14 protein-coding genes are annotated in these 15,257 nt (G+C 42.8%); 10 read left to right on the plus strand and 4 right to left on the minus strand.

The features are described from left to right. Positions 1-27 precede the first annotated feature (27 nt). On the minus strand, positions 28-2,166 hold the full coding sequence (locus tag NZ848_RS18985) for a peptidylprolyl isomerase (RefSeq protein WP_253532159.1): 2,139 nt from the start codon (positions 2,164-2,166) through the stop codon (positions 28-30). Positions 2,167-2,743: 577 nt separating this feature from the next. Between NZ848_RS18985 and gldB the strand changes: the two genes are divergently transcribed. The 4 genes from gldB (at position 2,744) to NZ848_RS19005 (ending at position 7,181) form a co-directional block, all read left to right on the plus strand. Further along, complete coding sequence (gene gldB, locus NZ848_RS18990) at positions 2,744-3,739, plus strand: gliding motility lipoprotein GldB (RefSeq protein ID WP_259016856.1); 996 nt, start codon at positions 2,744-2,746, stop codon at positions 3,737-3,739. Positions 3,740-3,800: 61 nt separating this feature from the next. After that, positions 3,801-5,702 carry an ABC transporter ATP-binding protein gene (locus tag NZ848_RS18995; RefSeq protein WP_259016857.1) on the plus strand — a complete coding sequence of 634 codons (1,902 nt, stop codon included), beginning with the start codon at positions 3,801-3,803 and terminating at the stop codon, positions 5,700-5,702. A gap of 78 nt (positions 5,703-5,780) precedes the next feature. After that, the gene (locus NZ848_RS19000) at positions 5,781-6,200 is read left to right on the plus strand and encodes a Fur family transcriptional regulator (protein ID WP_253532153.1); all 420 of its coding nucleotides are present in this window, start codon (positions 5,781-5,783) and stop codon (positions 6,198-6,200) included. Positions 6,201-6,260: 60 nt separating this feature from the next. Next, positions 6,261-7,181 (plus strand): EamA family transporter, encoded by a 921-nt coding sequence (locus tag NZ848_RS19005; RefSeq protein WP_259016858.1) that lies wholly within the window; start codon positions 6,261-6,263, stop codon positions 7,179-7,181. Between the two features lie 9 nt (positions 7,182-7,190). Here the strand turns inward: NZ848_RS19005 and NZ848_RS19010 are convergent, their stop codons facing one another. The 3 genes from NZ848_RS19010 to NZ848_RS19020 all read right to left on the minus strand — a co-directional run bounded on the left by NZ848_RS19010 (position 7,191) and on the right by NZ848_RS19020 (position 9,886). Further along, on the minus strand, positions 7,191-7,967 hold the full coding sequence (locus NZ848_RS19010; protein ID WP_101728260.1) for an RluA family pseudouridine synthase: 777 nt from the start codon (positions 7,965-7,967) through the stop codon (positions 7,191-7,193). Between the two features lie 108 nt (positions 7,968-8,075). Then, positions 8,076-9,110, minus strand: coding sequence for a sensor histidine kinase (locus tag NZ848_RS19015; protein WP_253532147.1), 1,035 nt, complete (start codon positions 9,108-9,110; stop codon positions 8,076-8,078). Between the two features lie 89 nt (positions 9,111-9,199). After that, positions 9,200-9,886, minus strand: a complete 687-nt coding sequence (locus NZ848_RS19020; protein ID WP_259016859.1) for a response regulator transcription factor — start codon at positions 9,884-9,886, stop codon at positions 9,200-9,202. Positions 9,887-10,371: 485 nt separating this feature from the next. Here NZ848_RS19020 and rplK point away from each other — a divergent pair, with 485 nt between their 5' ends. The 6 genes from rplK to NZ848_RS19050 all read left to right on the plus strand — a co-directional run bounded on the left by rplK (position 10,372) and on the right by NZ848_RS19050 (position 15,232). After that, on the plus strand, positions 10,372-10,809 hold the full coding sequence (gene rplK, locus NZ848_RS19025; protein ID WP_253532145.1) for a 50S ribosomal protein L11: 438 nt from the start codon (positions 10,372-10,374) through the stop codon (positions 10,807-10,809). Positions 10,810-10,888: 79 nt separating this feature from the next. Further along, complete coding sequence (gene rplA / locus NZ848_RS19030) at positions 10,889-11,587, plus strand: 50S ribosomal protein L1 (protein WP_101728264.1); 699 nt, start codon at positions 10,889-10,891, stop codon at positions 11,585-11,587. A gap of 2 nt (positions 11,588-11,589) precedes the next feature. Next, a complete protein-coding gene (gene rplJ, locus NZ848_RS19035) occupies positions 11,590-12,123 on the plus strand; it encodes a 50S ribosomal protein L10 (RefSeq protein ID WP_259016860.1) in 534 nt (177 codons plus the stop codon). A 122-nt stretch (positions 12,124-12,245) separates the two neighbouring features. Then, a complete protein-coding gene (rplL, locus tag NZ848_RS19040; RefSeq protein ID WP_259016861.1) occupies positions 12,246-12,629 on the plus strand; it encodes a 50S ribosomal protein L7/L12 in 384 nt (127 codons plus the stop codon). 180 nt (positions 12,630-12,809) lie between these two features. Next, positions 12,810-14,255, plus strand: a complete 1,446-nt coding sequence (locus NZ848_RS19045; protein ID WP_259016862.1) for a Gfo/Idh/MocA family protein — start codon at positions 12,810-12,812, stop codon at positions 14,253-14,255. 71 nt (positions 14,256-14,326) lie between these two features. Next, complete coding sequence (locus NZ848_RS19050; protein ID WP_259016863.1) at positions 14,327-15,232, plus strand: alpha/beta fold hydrolase; 906 nt, start codon at positions 14,327-14,329, stop codon at positions 15,230-15,232. The last annotated feature ends 25 nt before the right edge of the window (positions 15,233-15,257 follow it).

The following is a 15,257-nucleotide window of genomic DNA, read 5'->3' on the forward strand; positions in this document are numbered from 1 at the left end:
TTTTAATTTATAACGGTTTCTGACGTATCAGAAGAATTTCGATCTGTTATCTACGATTTTCGCGTTATCGCGGATAGCCTGGTTGGCCATATAAGAAGCGCCAAAGCCTCCGGTACGTTGCAATACCTGTGCTTTATACTGGCTGTAGTCTGCAATGGCTGGGGCGTTTTCAAGACGCGTGGTTTCTACAATAAACACACCGTTTTCGCCAACAAATGGTTTTGAGCGTTTGCCTGATGCCAGACTGAAAATCTTACCGATGGCGATAGGGTCAACACCTGGAGTAGTTAACAGACCAGTGGCAAAACTGATACCATTGGCGGCCTCAACTATAGCACCCGCACCATATTTTTGTGCAATTTGCTCTAAAGTACCCGAAGCCCCGTTCAATTTTTTCAGAATCTGTTCTCCTTTAATTTCGTTACGCACTTTGGCTGTTAAAGCTTCTCTGAAGTCGTCTACCTTAGGGCTGTCTTTTTCTGATTTAGCTGTAACTGCTGCCACAATAAAATTATCGCCTATTTCAAAAACGCGGTTAGAAACCGAGCCTACTTTGGTGTCGTCATTAAATGCCCACAAAACAACTTCGCGTGCGTTCTGTATTGTGTTGAAAGCAGTTGCTTCAGGGAAAACCCTTTCGGCTTTCAGCATAACCAGTTTAGGGTCTTTCTTAACGGCCTCTTCAAACTCTTTTTCTGAACCTGCACCTGAACGCAATGTTTCAGCTCTTTGATACGCTGCATTGCGGGTTGCTTCGCTGGCCTGTAATTCGCGGCTGATGCTGGCAATTTTATATTTTAAGTTTGACTTAGGCTCAGTTACTTTAATAATATGGTAACCAAAGTCTGTCTCAACCAGATTAGGTATCAGACCAGTTCCGCTAAAGCCAAAAACGGCGTTGTCAAATGGTTTTACCATCGCACCTTGTTTAAAGAAGCCCAGGTCTCCGCCTTGCTGAGCCGAACCGTCCTGGCTGTTGGTACGAGCCAGCGTTGCAAAATCAGCACCTTGTTTCAGCTGGTCAAGAATAGACTGTGCCTGTTTGCGCGCCAATGCTTTTGCAGAATCTGGCGCTGTTTTGTTTACCGGAATCAGAATATGGCTTGCTCTTGCAGTGTAGGCGGTGTCGGTAGTAGTACCTTCATATTTATGAATAGAATATACGCTTCCTTCTTTAAACGGCCCGATTACCGCACCAGGGATAGCCGATGCCAAAGCCGCTTTCAATTCCGGGGTCAGTTCGCTGGCTGAACGCTCAAACGGCAATCTTATTTCTGAATTGATAGTGGCATAATCTTGCGGGTCTTTAGCTGCAGCCAAACCTTTTGCAAAAGATTTGATGTCTTCATAAAGCGCGGCGCTGTCTTCTTTAGTAGGAGCAACCTGATACACCACATAGTTGAAAGAGCGGCTGTCATAACCTGTATATTCATTTTTATGTTTACTCAGGTAATCAGACAACTGGCTGTCTGTAACTTTAATGGTAGTATCGTTTACGCTAAAGAATGGCACATACAAATAACGGGCATCTGCCTTGCTAACTTGGCCTTCGTATTCTTTTTTGGCTTCTGCTGTTGTTACAAATGTGGCCGCACTAATTAATGCATTGTATTTTTCTAACAAACGTTGTTTGATTGCCTGTTTTTTGATTTGCTCCCAGGCCATTTTCTGAGGCGCAGGCAATTGGTTTTTAGCTGCTGCGTCAATAAACTGAATATGACTGTTGCGGTCATACTGCCCTGTTTGAGGATTAGTAAATTGCTGCCTGATAAGCGGGCTAAGGTTTTTGGTGCCCTGAATCATCTCGCTTAACTCTTCAGGTGTTACTTTCAGACCTAATTTTTCAAATTCTTCATTATAGGCAATGTCGAAAATCATCTCCTCCCATACCTGATTGCGGAGTTGTTGAACTTCCTGCTCCTGAAGAGCTCTGCCTGCCTGTTGTTCGTAGTTGGAACGTGCTGCATCCAGCTTTGCCTGAAATGCCTGGGCATCAATGGTAGTACCGGCTATTTCACCGATTTTGTTTTTATTACCACCAAACAAGCCTCCATTTCCGCCACTTCCGTAGAATAAGTCTCCTCCAACGATAAATAGAATAAGGGCAACTGCAATAACTGCAACTGCGATTCCCGAACGCTCCCGAATTTTGTTAATTAAAGCCATTAGTTTTTATTTTATACTTAGATTTTGGTCCGTGTTTTTAGGAATATAGGTTTAAATAGTAAAGTACTCAAAAAAACGAACCGCAAAAATACACACATTCATACATAATATCAAAGAAATACAATTAGTAAAATGTGTTTTTTAAGAAGTTTTATATCCGGTAACTTAACCGATTGCCCAGGGGTGTAGCCAAAATCCTTTTTCAGGGTTCAATCTGCCCGTTTTCTTCAACAAAGCCGACAAATTATTTTTTGTAAATTATTTATTTTCAGTTGTTTGATGTACCCCAAAACACAGTTAAAATTAAAAACCGCTTACTGGCAGCAAATCCAGTTACCCATTGCTGCACAACCTTTGCCACAAAAAAGTTGCGTTTTAATAAAACCTGCCCCACAACCCTACGCAAAAACAAAAAGTTACTGATGGGCTATTGAAACTATCAAAGCTGCCGCAACCACGGTTGTTTGTATCTATTTGGCAGGCACATTAAAAACTACTATAATTTGTGAATGTACATGATTAGAGACAAATAATTGCCTAATTTTGTACGTTTTTCGAAAAAACACTTATTCATCGTATGAAATATCGTATCCCCGGTTTTTTCTTTCTGATTGCATCCTGTTTTTATGCCTGCCAGAATACCGATTCTGCTGCTGAAGCAGATGTATCTCAGATACAGGTAAATGTGACAATTGAGCACCTTGAAAACACATTGATGAACCTGAAAAGCAAAGAAGAAATCAAAGGTTTTCTTGAAAAACACCCGGTCTTTGTTGAAACCTTCTATCAGACATCGGCCAGTGACCCGGCTCTCATTGACCGGATTGATATGCTGATTCATCACCCTGCCATTCATGAATTGTACCAGCAGACACAACAGGCATTTGGCAATTCAGACAGCCTGAGGCTTCAATTTGAAAATGCCTTCAGGCATATAAAATACTATTACCCCGATTTCAAAGAGCCAAAGATTATCACTACGTTTGCCGGTCTGGACAATGAACTGGTAGTTACCGATAGTCTGATAGTGATTCCGCTGGAATCTTTCATTGGCCCCGGAGCCAAATACCGCCCGCAGCACCCTAACTATATGCTGAAACGATACGACAAACCTTATCTGGTACCTACGGTGATTACTTTGCTGTCGAGAAAATACAACAGAGTTGATTTGAACGACCGTTCTTTACTGGCCGATATGGTGTTTTATGGCAAGAGTTTTGAGTTTACCCGGGCGGTTATACCCAACATTGCTGATTCGCTCGTAGTTGCCTATGCCGACTCAAATCTTGTAAAGACCTGGCATAATCAGGAATACGTGTGGGGGTATTTTCTTGACAACAAACTACTTTTTGAAACCAACGACAGAATAAAAGACAAGTATGTATCTGAAAGACCATTTGTAACCGAAATAGGGGCTGACTGCCCCGGGCGCATTGGCCAATGGGTGGGTTGGCGAATAGTAAGCCGGTATCGAACCGAAAACCCGGCGGTTACGTTAGTACAACTGATGGAAAACACCAATGCTCGCGAGATTTTTGAGCAATCGAAATATAAAGGGCAAACAGAAGATTAGTCTGCCTGCCTATTACCTTTTAAAATTTAAAATCCCCGGCGGTATCTGAGGATAAAGTACTATGGCAAAAAGAACCCGAAGTTTTGGAGAAGAGGCTTCAGAAAAAGACAAGAAAAAACTAAGTAAAGAAGGATTCAGAAAGGCGCTGAAGGTTTTCAGATTTACGTTGCCTTATAAATGGACATTTGCGATTGGCTTCATTTTTCTGGTGTTGTCGCAGCTTACGTCAATGAGCATTCCGCTTTTAATGGGCCAGATGGTAGGAGCCATTGTTTCGCCTGAAAAAGCGGCTTCCATACCTAATTCAAACCCTATTGGCAATGCAAGTATTTTAGGCGACAAGCTTCAGAATGTTTTTCATGCTGCACCTGAATTTACTTTAAACGAGGTTACTTTTCTGTTCGTTGTTTTACTGATTCTGCAGGCGGGTTTCTCTTTTCTGAGGGTGTACACTTTTACGAGGGTATCTGAACAATCCATGCGAGACCTCCGCAAAGAGTTATATGCCAAAATTATCACGCTGCCGGTTACTTTCTTTGAAAAAAGCCGTGTTGGTGAGCTGATGAGCCGGATAACGTCTGACGTAACGCAGTTGCAGGATGTGCTTTCTACCACACTGGCCGAGCTGTTCAGACAGGCATTTACGCTGGTGGGCGGTGTGTTACTGATTACGCTTATATCTGGCAAACTGACACTTTTTATGCTGTCTACGTTTCCGTTTCTGGTGGTGGCCGCTATTATTTTCGGACGATTTATCAGAAAAAATTCTAAAATTGTACAAGACGAACTGGCCAAGACAAATATTATTGTAGAAGAAACCCTGCAGTCGGTCAATGTAGTAAAAGCCTTTACCAACGAACGCCTTGAGGTAGCAAGATACACTTCTTCTATACAGAAAGTAGTTGAATATGCCCTCAAAGCAGCTACTTTCAGGGGTGGTTTTATTTCGTTCATTATTTTTGTATTGTTTGGTGGCGTTGTAGGGGTTGTATGGTATGGCGGTAATCTGGTGCTGAGTGGTGAGCTTGATTTTAAAGACCTGTTTACATTTATTATCTATACAGGTTTTATCGGGGGCTCGGTTGGTGGTTTGGGTGATATGTATGCTCAGATTCAGAAAACGATTGGGGCATCTGAAAGGGTACTGGAAATTCTGGGAGAGGAATCAGAAGTAGATGTTTCGCGTACGGTTGAATTTAAGAAAACAGCCGGAAATGTTTCATTTAAACAGGTAGGTTTTGAGTATCCTTCAAGGGCTGACGTAAGCGTGCTGAAAGATGTATCAATTGAGGTGAAATCGGGAGAGAAAATTGCATTGGTTGGGCAAAGCGGGGCTGGTAAATCGACACTGGTGCAGCTTTTAATGAAGATGTATCCGCTTACAAAAGGCCAGATACTGATTGACGGTAAAGATATTGCCACACAAGATGTAACCGAACTCAGAAGTAACATTGCCATCGTACCGCAGGAGGTAATGCTTTTTGGAGGCACCATTTTTGAGAATATAGCCTATGGCAAACCGGGCGCCACAGAAGCCGAGGTATTTGAGGCCGCCAGAAAAGCCAATGCCTACGACTTCATCACGTCGTTTCCTGAGAAATTCCAGACAATTGTGGGCGAAAGAGGTGTGAAACTATCGGGCGGACAAAGACAGCGTGTGGCCATTGCGCGGGCTATTCTGAAAGACCCGTCTATTCTGATTCTGGATGAAGCCACCAGTGCACTTGACTCGGAATCTGAAAAACTGGTACAGGGTGCGTTGGATGAACTGATGAAAAACCGCACTACCATTATTATTGCCCATCGCCTGGCAACCATCCGAAATGTAGATACCATCTATGTCTTAAAAGACGGCAGGATTGCCGAATTGGGTTCGCACGACGAATTGATACTAAAAGAAGAAGGAATTTACGCAAATCTGGTTAAATTACAGTTTGAAAACGTAAATTTGCTGGTAGAATAGGTCTTGTAATTAATGTACTCGAAAAGTGCAGATATTGACAATACAAAACGACTTTCATGAATTTATCGTTTATAAATTATGAGTCTCTCTAAAAATACACTGAAAGAATACGACTTGCGCCATACGGGCTGTCGTGAAGATATATTGGCGTCTTTTCAGACTTACAGCCATGCGCTTTCGCACGGAGACCTGGAAAACCTGTTCGGAGAGCGCTTTGACAGGGTTACTATTTACAGAACCCTGAAAACCTTTGTTGAAAAAGGTATAATACATAAAGTACTGGACGACGAAGGCGGCACCAAGTATGCACTCTGCCGTTCTACTGAGTGCTCTCATGAAGAGCACCACCACGACCACGTTCATTTTAAATGTTTGTCGTGCGGTAATACTACCTGCCTTGAAAGTGTGCATATACCTAAGATTAGCTTACCCGATGGCTACAAGCTGTCTGAAATTAATATGCTTATGCAAGGCACCTGCCCTGTATGCAATGCCTGAAACCCAACCCGTTTCAGCATGCTGTTTTTTAGAATTGCCCTGCTTTCACTGCTTTAATCCATGTCTTATAAAACCAAGCTTATTATTGCTCTCGGGCTTGTCTATGTGGTCTGGGGTTCTACTTTTTTAGGCATGAAGTATGCCATTGAGGTGCTTCCGCCCATGATGGTTTCCTGCTTACGATTCCTTACCGGCGGTATACTGTTGTTTATCTTTACTTTGTGGAAAGGCTATGGCATACCCGACTTCAAAGAGATACGTAACGCTGCTGTTGTGGGTGTAACACTGAGTGGCATTGGCAATTGTACAGTGGCGTATGCGCTGCGCTTCATGCCGTCAGGCCTGGTTGCATTGCTGGTTGCTACCTTGCCTGCCTGGATGATAATGCTCGACTTTCTGTTTTTCAGCAAAACCAAGCCAACATTTATCGGTTTAATTGGGTTGGTGATAGGCCTATCCGGGATGGCTTACCTCCTTGACCCGATGAATCCGGCCAATACTGCCAATCGGGAAGTGGCCGTTTTCCCGGCCTTACTGGTATTTGCGGGTTCAGTTGCCTGGGCTTTTGGTTCTTTGAAATCCCCATATATGTCGCTCCCGAAACCTGTTCAGTCTACAGCCATACAAATGATAACCGGCGGATGCTTCTCTCTTGTAATGAGTCTGATATTTGAAGAGAATCATGTGCAGGCCTTTCGTAATATGACACAGGAAACCTGGCTGGCATTAATTTACCTCATTGTAGTGGGCTCTTATATAGGCTACAGCGCATACTTGTGGCTGATTAACAACGCACCGCCACAGGTTACAGCTACTTATGCGTACGTAAACCCGGTAGTGGCCTTCTTTTTGGGATGGATTTTTAAAGGAGAGGTGCTCACCCCACGCTCACTGGTTGCCTCAGCCATTGTTCTGACAGGCGTGATTTTAATGACCATGGGGCGAAAAAAAAATGTAGCCATAAACACTTCTGCTGAGTAGACCCGAATATCAGGCAGTAAACTTATCCAACTGTTTTACCAGCACATCAAAGTCTTTCGGGTAAGGAGCCTCTATCTTTAATACCTCTCCATCCAGTAATCGGAAAGTAAGCGAATGCGCATGCAAAGCCACCCTTTTTATCAAGGGTAATTCTTCAGTACCTTTCTTAAGGTTGAATTTTTTGCTTTTCAGCTGCGAAAGGAAGATGTCGTCTCCACCATAAGTAGGGTCACAAACAATAGGGGCTTTCAGGCATTGCAAATGCACACGTATCTGGTGCATGCGGCCTGTAACCGGAATACACTCTACCAATGTATGATACCTGTAGGCCTTGAGCGTAAAGAAGATAGTTTCAGCTATTTTACCTTTCTCACGGTCTATCCTTACAGCCGTGCCGTCTTTCAACTGGGCAATAGGCAAAAATACCGATATACTGTCAAAATCATGAACACCATTTACTACTGCATGGTAGCGCTTGGTTACCTCACGGTTTTCGAACTGCATGGCCAGGTTCCGGTAAGCTGCAGGGTTTTTAGCAATGGCCAATACCCCTGATGTCTCTTTATCGAGCCGGTGGCAAAGCTGGGCATCATCTGAGTAGGCCTTTGCCAGACGCAGAATGCTCTGGTGTTTGTCTTGGGTGCGCTCGTCGAGGCTAGACAGAAACGGCGGCTTATTAATTACTATATAATCGTTGTTTTCAAAGATTATCAGATCTTCAAAAACAACATTTTTTGGTGTAGTCTTTATTTTGGGGGTTTCCTCAAACTCAAACTCGAAATCCATACTGCTAAAAGAAAGTAAATTTTATACAAAGGTAGGTTATTATTATGAAAACATGCCTTAAAATTTACACTCAGGTCTATTTAGCCTGCCGGTATGGTTGTTAAATAATTAACTCACAACCGGCAGTTTGAAAGTGAATCTGGTACCTTTGTCAATTTTGCTGGTTACGGTTATTTTAGAATGGTGGGCGTTAAGTATGTGCTTAACAATAGCCAAGCCAAGGCCTGTGCCTCCGGTTTCGCGCGAGCGGCTTTTGTCTATACGGTAGAAGCGTTCAAAAATGCGTGACAGATGCTCGGGAGCAATGCCGGGGCCGTCATCTTCAATAGAAACCTGGAAATACTTTTTCTCTTCTTCTATTTCTACAATTATTTTGCCGTTTTCTTTACCATATTTAATGGCGTTGTCGACCAGGTTAGTCAATACCTGAGATATCCGCTGCTTGTCTGCAATTACCCAGGCTACCTGTAAATCTTTCGGTTTTATTTTCAGCGTTACACCCCTGGTTTTGGCTTTTGACTCCAGCTGCTCAAATATTTCTTCAGTTATGTGCTTCAGCTCTATTTTTTCAAAGTGCATTTTTAAATCACCCTTTTCAACCTGCGATAAGGTAACGAGGTCTCTCACGAGCGCATCAAGCCCATCCAGGCTTTTAGCTGCTTTATTCAGAAAACGGTCTAAAATGACAGGGTCTTCTTTGGCACCGTCAATCAGGGTATGAATAAAGCCCTGCGCCGCAAAAATGGGTGTTTTCAGTTCGTGCGATACATCGGCCAGAAACTCTCGCCTGTATTGCTCCATTTTTTTTAACTCATCAATTTCCTGTTGTTTACGGCTTACATAGGTAGAAATCTCGGTATTGAGCATCTTGATGGGGTTGACACTTTTAATAAGTGACTTGCGCGAGATATCAAAATCACGGATTTTCAGCTTCTGGATACTCTTGTATATCTGCCCAACTTCTTTGAAAATCAGGATATCAATGGTATAAAAAACAAAAAAGAAAGACGAAAAAAACGAAGATACCCCCACCACAAACAACATGGCCGCGCTAACATTAGGCACAAAACTGAGGAATACAATAGAGACTGTCGTAATTATTACGGCAAGAAAAAACGCAATGATGCGGGGGCTGAACGACATACTGAAGGGCGCGATTAAATACAGAAAATCATCAGTGCATGTAAACACCACAAAACTAAAAGATAATTTTCTCTTAAAATTACAGATTATTATTCATCTGTAAACATATACCCTACACCTTTAAGGGTTTTGATGTAGTTTTCGCCAACTTTTTCCCGAACCTTACGTATGTGTACATCAATGGTACGTTCAACAACGAAGATATCAACACCCCAGATTTTCTGCAGGATTTCATCACGGCTGAATACTTTGTTAGGATACTGCGCCAGGAAGAAAAGTAACTCAAATTCTTTTTTAGGGAGCACTATCGTAGAACCATCTGTTTTGGTAACGGTGTAGTTCTGGCGGTTAATGCTTAGGCCTGCCACTTCAAGCGAATCGCTGGTGTCGGTTTTCTGAGCTTCCCTGCGGAAAAACGCATTGATACGGCTCATTAATGCCCGGGGCTTAATGGGCTTGTTGAGGTAGTCGTCGGCACCTACTTCAAAGGCTGCAATTTCAGAATACTCTTCTGAACGAGCCGTCAGGTACAGAATATACGTATTTTTCATTTCCGGAATCCCCCTCAGGGTCCGGCCTACCTCTATGCCATCCAGATGTGGCATCATGATATCGAGAATTACTAATTCAGGAAGAAATTCGCGTGCAACTTCAATAGCTTTTTTACCATCGGGGGCAGTAGCAACTTTGTACCCCTCTTTTTCAAGGTTGTAGCTTAACAACTCCACAATATCAGCTTCATCATCAACTACTAACACACGGTGAGCAGAACTCATAAAGGCGTTTTAAATTAGTGCGGTGCAAATTTATGATTAAAAAATCGTTAGGTGTGTTAAGCCAATGTTAAATATTATCTAATGGGGCTATTAACCCCCTTTTTATAGCATTTTTACCTTAAAAATTCTTTGGCAGCCATTTCAGCAAGCGTTGTATAATCAGTTTATTATCAATTGCTTGAGGCAAGCGTATCTGCCGGGGCTATTTGTAAGATTTTTAGAAAATACTTTGGTGTTTCGTTGCAAAACAATTTGAAAACATCTACTTTTGCAGTCCGATTTTCTAAAGGTGTGTAAATACTTTTCGGAGCGGCGGAAATCAGTCTTTATCTTGATGTCTCTTTAAACAGATGTCGCTTCCCCTGATAACAGGCGAAATTTCTGAACCAAATCAACGGAAATGCTTGATAATGAGGCAGGAATGTGAGCCCTTCTTCAAGATTCAATCAAATCTTATTGTAAAATTCCTTAAAATCTGAAAGACAATGGCGAAAGACATCGCAGGTTATGTGAAACTTCAGGTAAAAGGCGGTCAGGCTAACCCTTCACCACCGATTGGTCCGGCGTTGGGTTCTAAAGGCTTGAACATCATGGAATTTTGTAAACAATTCAACGCCCGTACTCAAGACAAAATGGGTATGGTATTGCCGGTTGTAATTACATACTTTACCGACAAGTCGTTTGAGTTTGCCATCAAAACTCCGCCCGCTGCTATCATGCTGTTAGAAGCAACCAAAATCAAGACAGGTTCAGACCAACCCAACCGTAAAAAAGTGGGCTCGGTTACTTGGGATCAGGTAAAAACAATTGCCGAAACCAAAATGCCAGACCTGAATTGCTTTACTGTGGAATCAGCAATGAAGATGATTGCCGGTACAGCCCAAAACATGGGTATTACCATCACAGGCAACGCACCGTTCTAAAAAACAAATGAGTGATGTAGATCGCTCGTTATTATTCATGGGAGTTATGCACGGCATAACGCTATAACCAAAAAAAGCAATGGCAAAATTGACCAAAAAAAGAAAGGAAGCAATGTCGAAGTATGATGCTTCAAAGGCTTATTCTCTTAAAGAAGCAGCTGATGTATTGAAGCAGATTTCATACACTAAATTCGACTCTTCAGTAGATGTTCACGTACGTTTAGGTGTTGACCCTCGTAAGGCAGACCAAATGGTACGTGGTGTGGTTGCACTACCACACGGAACCGGTAAAACTGTTCGTGTTCTTGTATTATGTACACCTGACAAAGAAGCTGATGCAAAAGCTGCTGGCGCTGACTACGTAGGGTTGGACGAATACATTCAGAAAATCGAACAAGGCTGGACAGACATCGACGTAATCATTACGATGCCAACTGTTATGGCTAAACTTGGTAAGTTAGGTAAAATCCTCGGCCCTCGCGGATTAATGCCAAACCCTAAGTCTGGTACTGTAACGCTCGACGTAGCAACAGCTGTAAAAGAAGTGAAAGCAGGTAAAATTGACTTCAAAGTTGATAAAACCGGTATCATTCACGCTTCCATCGGTAAGGTTTCTTTCTCACCTGAGAAATTAGCAGAAAATGCTACAGAATTGATTCAAACTTTGTTGAAATTGAAACCGTCTTCTGCTAAAGGTACCTACGTGAAAAGCGTAGCACTTGCCAGCACAATGGGACCTGGTATTCAAATCGACAAAACAACCATTAATGGATTGTAATCATGACAAAAGAAGAAAAAGGAGCAATAATTGAAGAGCTTGCAGAGAAATTTGCAGCTACCCCTTACTTCTATATCACCGATGCAAGCGGATTGAACGTTGCTAAAACCAATGAATTACGTCGTTTGTGTTTCGAGCGTGGTATTGAGTATCGTGTAGTGAAAAATACATTGATCAGCAAAGCTCTGGAAAGATTAGATACCGATTATACGCCGTTTGACGGAACTGTTCTTAAAGGTTTTTCAGGTGTGATGTTCCACGAAGAGTCGGGCAAAATAGCTGCAAAATTGATTAAGGATTTCCTGAAAGCTAATAAAGACAGCATCAAATTAAAAGGTGCTTCGGTTGATTCAGCTTTGTTTATAGGTCACGACCAACTAGATACGTTGTTGAACCTGAAGTCAAAGCAAGAATTAGTTGGCGAAGTTATCGGATTGTTGCAATCACCTGCCAAGAATGTTATTTCTGGCTTGCAAAGCGGTGGCAACAAATTGGCTGGTATTCTCAAGACTTTGTCAGAGAAAGAAGCAGCCTGATTCGTTTACCAATCTTAGCCTTCAACGGCTTTATACAGTAAACACCCATCAGTCATACAGACTGATTATTCATTAAAATTATTTATCAAAATCAAGTATTAACTTTTAAATTCTATACAAAAATGGCAGATTTGAAAGCATTTGCAGAACAATTAGTAAATTTGACTGTAAAAGAAGTAAACGAATTAGCACAAATATTGAAAGATGAATATGGTATTGAGCCTGCAGCTGCTGCTCCAGTAATGGTAGCCGGTAATGCTGGTGGTGGCGATGCTGCTGAAGCTCCTGTAGAAAAAACATCTTTCGACGTAATCTTGAAAGCTGCTGGTCCTAACAAACTTGCAGTTGTGAAATTGGTTAAAGACCTTACAGGTCTTGGCTTGAAAGAAGCTAAAGATTTAGTTGACTCTGCTCCGAAACCTTTGAAAGAAGGTGTAGCTAAAGACGAAGCTGAAGGTTTGAAAAAATCTTTGGAAGAAGCTGGTGCAGAAGTAGAAGTAAAATAATTTACTCGCACAGTCATACACAAAGCCCGGTAGGTAACTGCCGGGCTTTTGTTGTTTTTTGCTGTTCACTTAAAGTTTGGCTACCATTTGTTCAGTCTCAATATAATTTTGTATTTTTCAGCAGGATTTCCCCTCTATACAAGCGTATACCAAACAAACTCATTCAAACCCCGTTTACCTATGAAAAAAACTGAAAAAAATCCGGGCAACACTACCAGACGCACCTTCATCAAGAGCGCCTCTCTGGCATCGGCCGGGTTTATGATTGTGCCCCGCCATGTGCTGGGCAAAGGCTTTGTAGCACCCAGCGATAAACTAAACATAGCCGCAGTAGGTTGTGGCGGCAAGGCCGATGTGAACATCCGGTACTCCTTTAATAACGGTTCAGATAATATTGTAGCGCTTTGTGATGTAGACGACCGGATGTCTAAGAAATTCCGCACGCAATTTCCAAAAGCCCCCTATTACCGCGATTACCGCCAGATGCTGGAGAAAGAGGCAAAAAACATTGATGCAGTAATTGTAACCACCCCAGACCACATGCACTACCCCATTGCCATGACAGCCATGCAACTGGGCAAACACGTGTATGTAGAAAAACCTCTTACGCACGATATCTGGGAGGCTCGCCAACTGACCGAAGCTGCCCAAAAATATAAATTGGTTACCCAAATGGGTAATCAGGGTAGTAGCGGTAAAGGAACCCGTATTACCGAGGCAATTATACAGAGCGGAATGATTGGCGAGGTAAGTAAAGTAGAAGTATGGACAAACCGCCCCGTATGGCCGCAAGGCGTACAATCGCCAAAAGATAAAGGAGAAAAACAACCTGTACCAGGTGACGTAGACTGGAACCTGTGGCTGGGTACTGCACCCATGCGCGACTACCACGAAGCCTACATGCCGTTCCGGTGGCGTGGATACTGGGACTTCGGCACCGGTGCCCTTGGCGATATGGGCTGCCATTTTATTGATGTCCCCTTCCGTGCCTTGAAACTGGGCTACCCTACCTCGGTAGAATGTTCGGTGGGGCAAGTATATGCCGATTTCTTTAAGGAGGCTTTCTATGATGATGTATGCCCCCCATCGGCGGCTATTCACCTCAAATTCCCGAATCCGACCGGAAAAGTACATAAAGAAATTGGGCTATCGTGGTATGATGGCGGAATCCGCCCGGAATTGCCTGAGGGTTGCGATTACGACAAAGTATTTTCCAGTGCTGACGGTGGTATTCTGTTTAAAGGCACAAAAGGTATACTGGCTACCGAGTTGTTTGGTAATAATCCTAAGTTTTTTCCTGAGGCCAAATTCCTGAACGTAAAAATACCGGCTCCGAAACGGGCACTGGTAGAGGGCGATACAGAAGGGCATCAGCAACAATGGGTAAAAGCCTGTAAAGAAGGTTACGGCGCTTACACAAGCTCTGCTTTCGCAGAGGCCGGCCCACTTACTGAAATTGTCCTGATGGGTAATCTGGCCGTACGCTCGTTCCTGCTCCGTGATTCGAACAATAAGTTCATTGGTCGCAAAAAACTACTTTGGGACGGCAAAAATATGAAAATCACCAATTTTGACCCGGCCAATGCTTTCGTAAAAAGAGAGTATCGTGCAGGAGGCTGGATATAATTGATAATAAAACCATCCGGGGGGCATGGTTACATGCCCTCTTTTTGTTATAAAGCTTACCTTTCTGTTTTATGAAGTTACGAACCATTTATCAGCATACCCATCTTGCACTCTTGATAGTTTCTCAACTGGCATGTAGTAATGTAACGCAAAAGGGTTCAGAATCAACCATTAAGCCTGTTATTGAAAATGAAGGCGTGAAGATAGCTTATGACGATACCCGGACCGGCGATACTACCTTGCTTTTTGTGCATGGCTGGGGGATAAACCGGGCTTACTGGAGCCCCCAGGTAAATGCATTTAAGAAAAGTTACAGGGTAGTTACAGTAGACCTGCCCGGCTTTGGTGAATCAGGTAAGAATCGCCAGAGCTGGACGGTAGAAAACTATGCGAAAGACATTTCGGCCGTTATAAAAACCTTGCAACTGAAGCATGTCATATTAATAGGCCACTCTATGAGTGGGTTCATTGTTCTGGAAACCGCTCTCACCAATCCGCAAACAGTGCTGGGTATCATAGGTATTGATAATTTTAATACCTACGGTTGGGTAGAAACCCCAGCATCTAAAAAGGAAACTGATGCGTTTTTCAACATGGCACGAGCCAATTATAAAAAAGTGGTTTCTGGCTTTGTTAATCAGACGTTATTTGCCCCATCTACAGACAGCCTCGTCAGGAAACGAGTTACAGAGGACATTATTCAATCAGATTCTGTAATTGCTGTAAACAGCCTTGAACTGAACATGCGGTATCCGGCTGATGCCCGGCTGAAAGAATGGCACAAGGCACTTTATCTGATTAATAGTTCTATGCACCCAACAGATACCTTATCTTTCAGCAAAGGAGGCATAAACGTACAAATGTTTGATGTGGGCTTAACAGGGCACTACCCCATGATTGAAAAACCAGAAGCATTTAATAAGCTTTTAGCACAGGCCTTTGAGAAAATCAAAAGCAACAGCAATAAACAGAACTGAAACAGCTGCCATTTGTCCACCTATC

It is taken from the genome of Emticicia fluvialis (assembly GCF_024793945.1).
GTDB classification, from domain to species: Bacteria; Bacteroidota; Bacteroidia; order Cytophagales; family Spirosomataceae; genus Emticicia; species Emticicia fluvialis.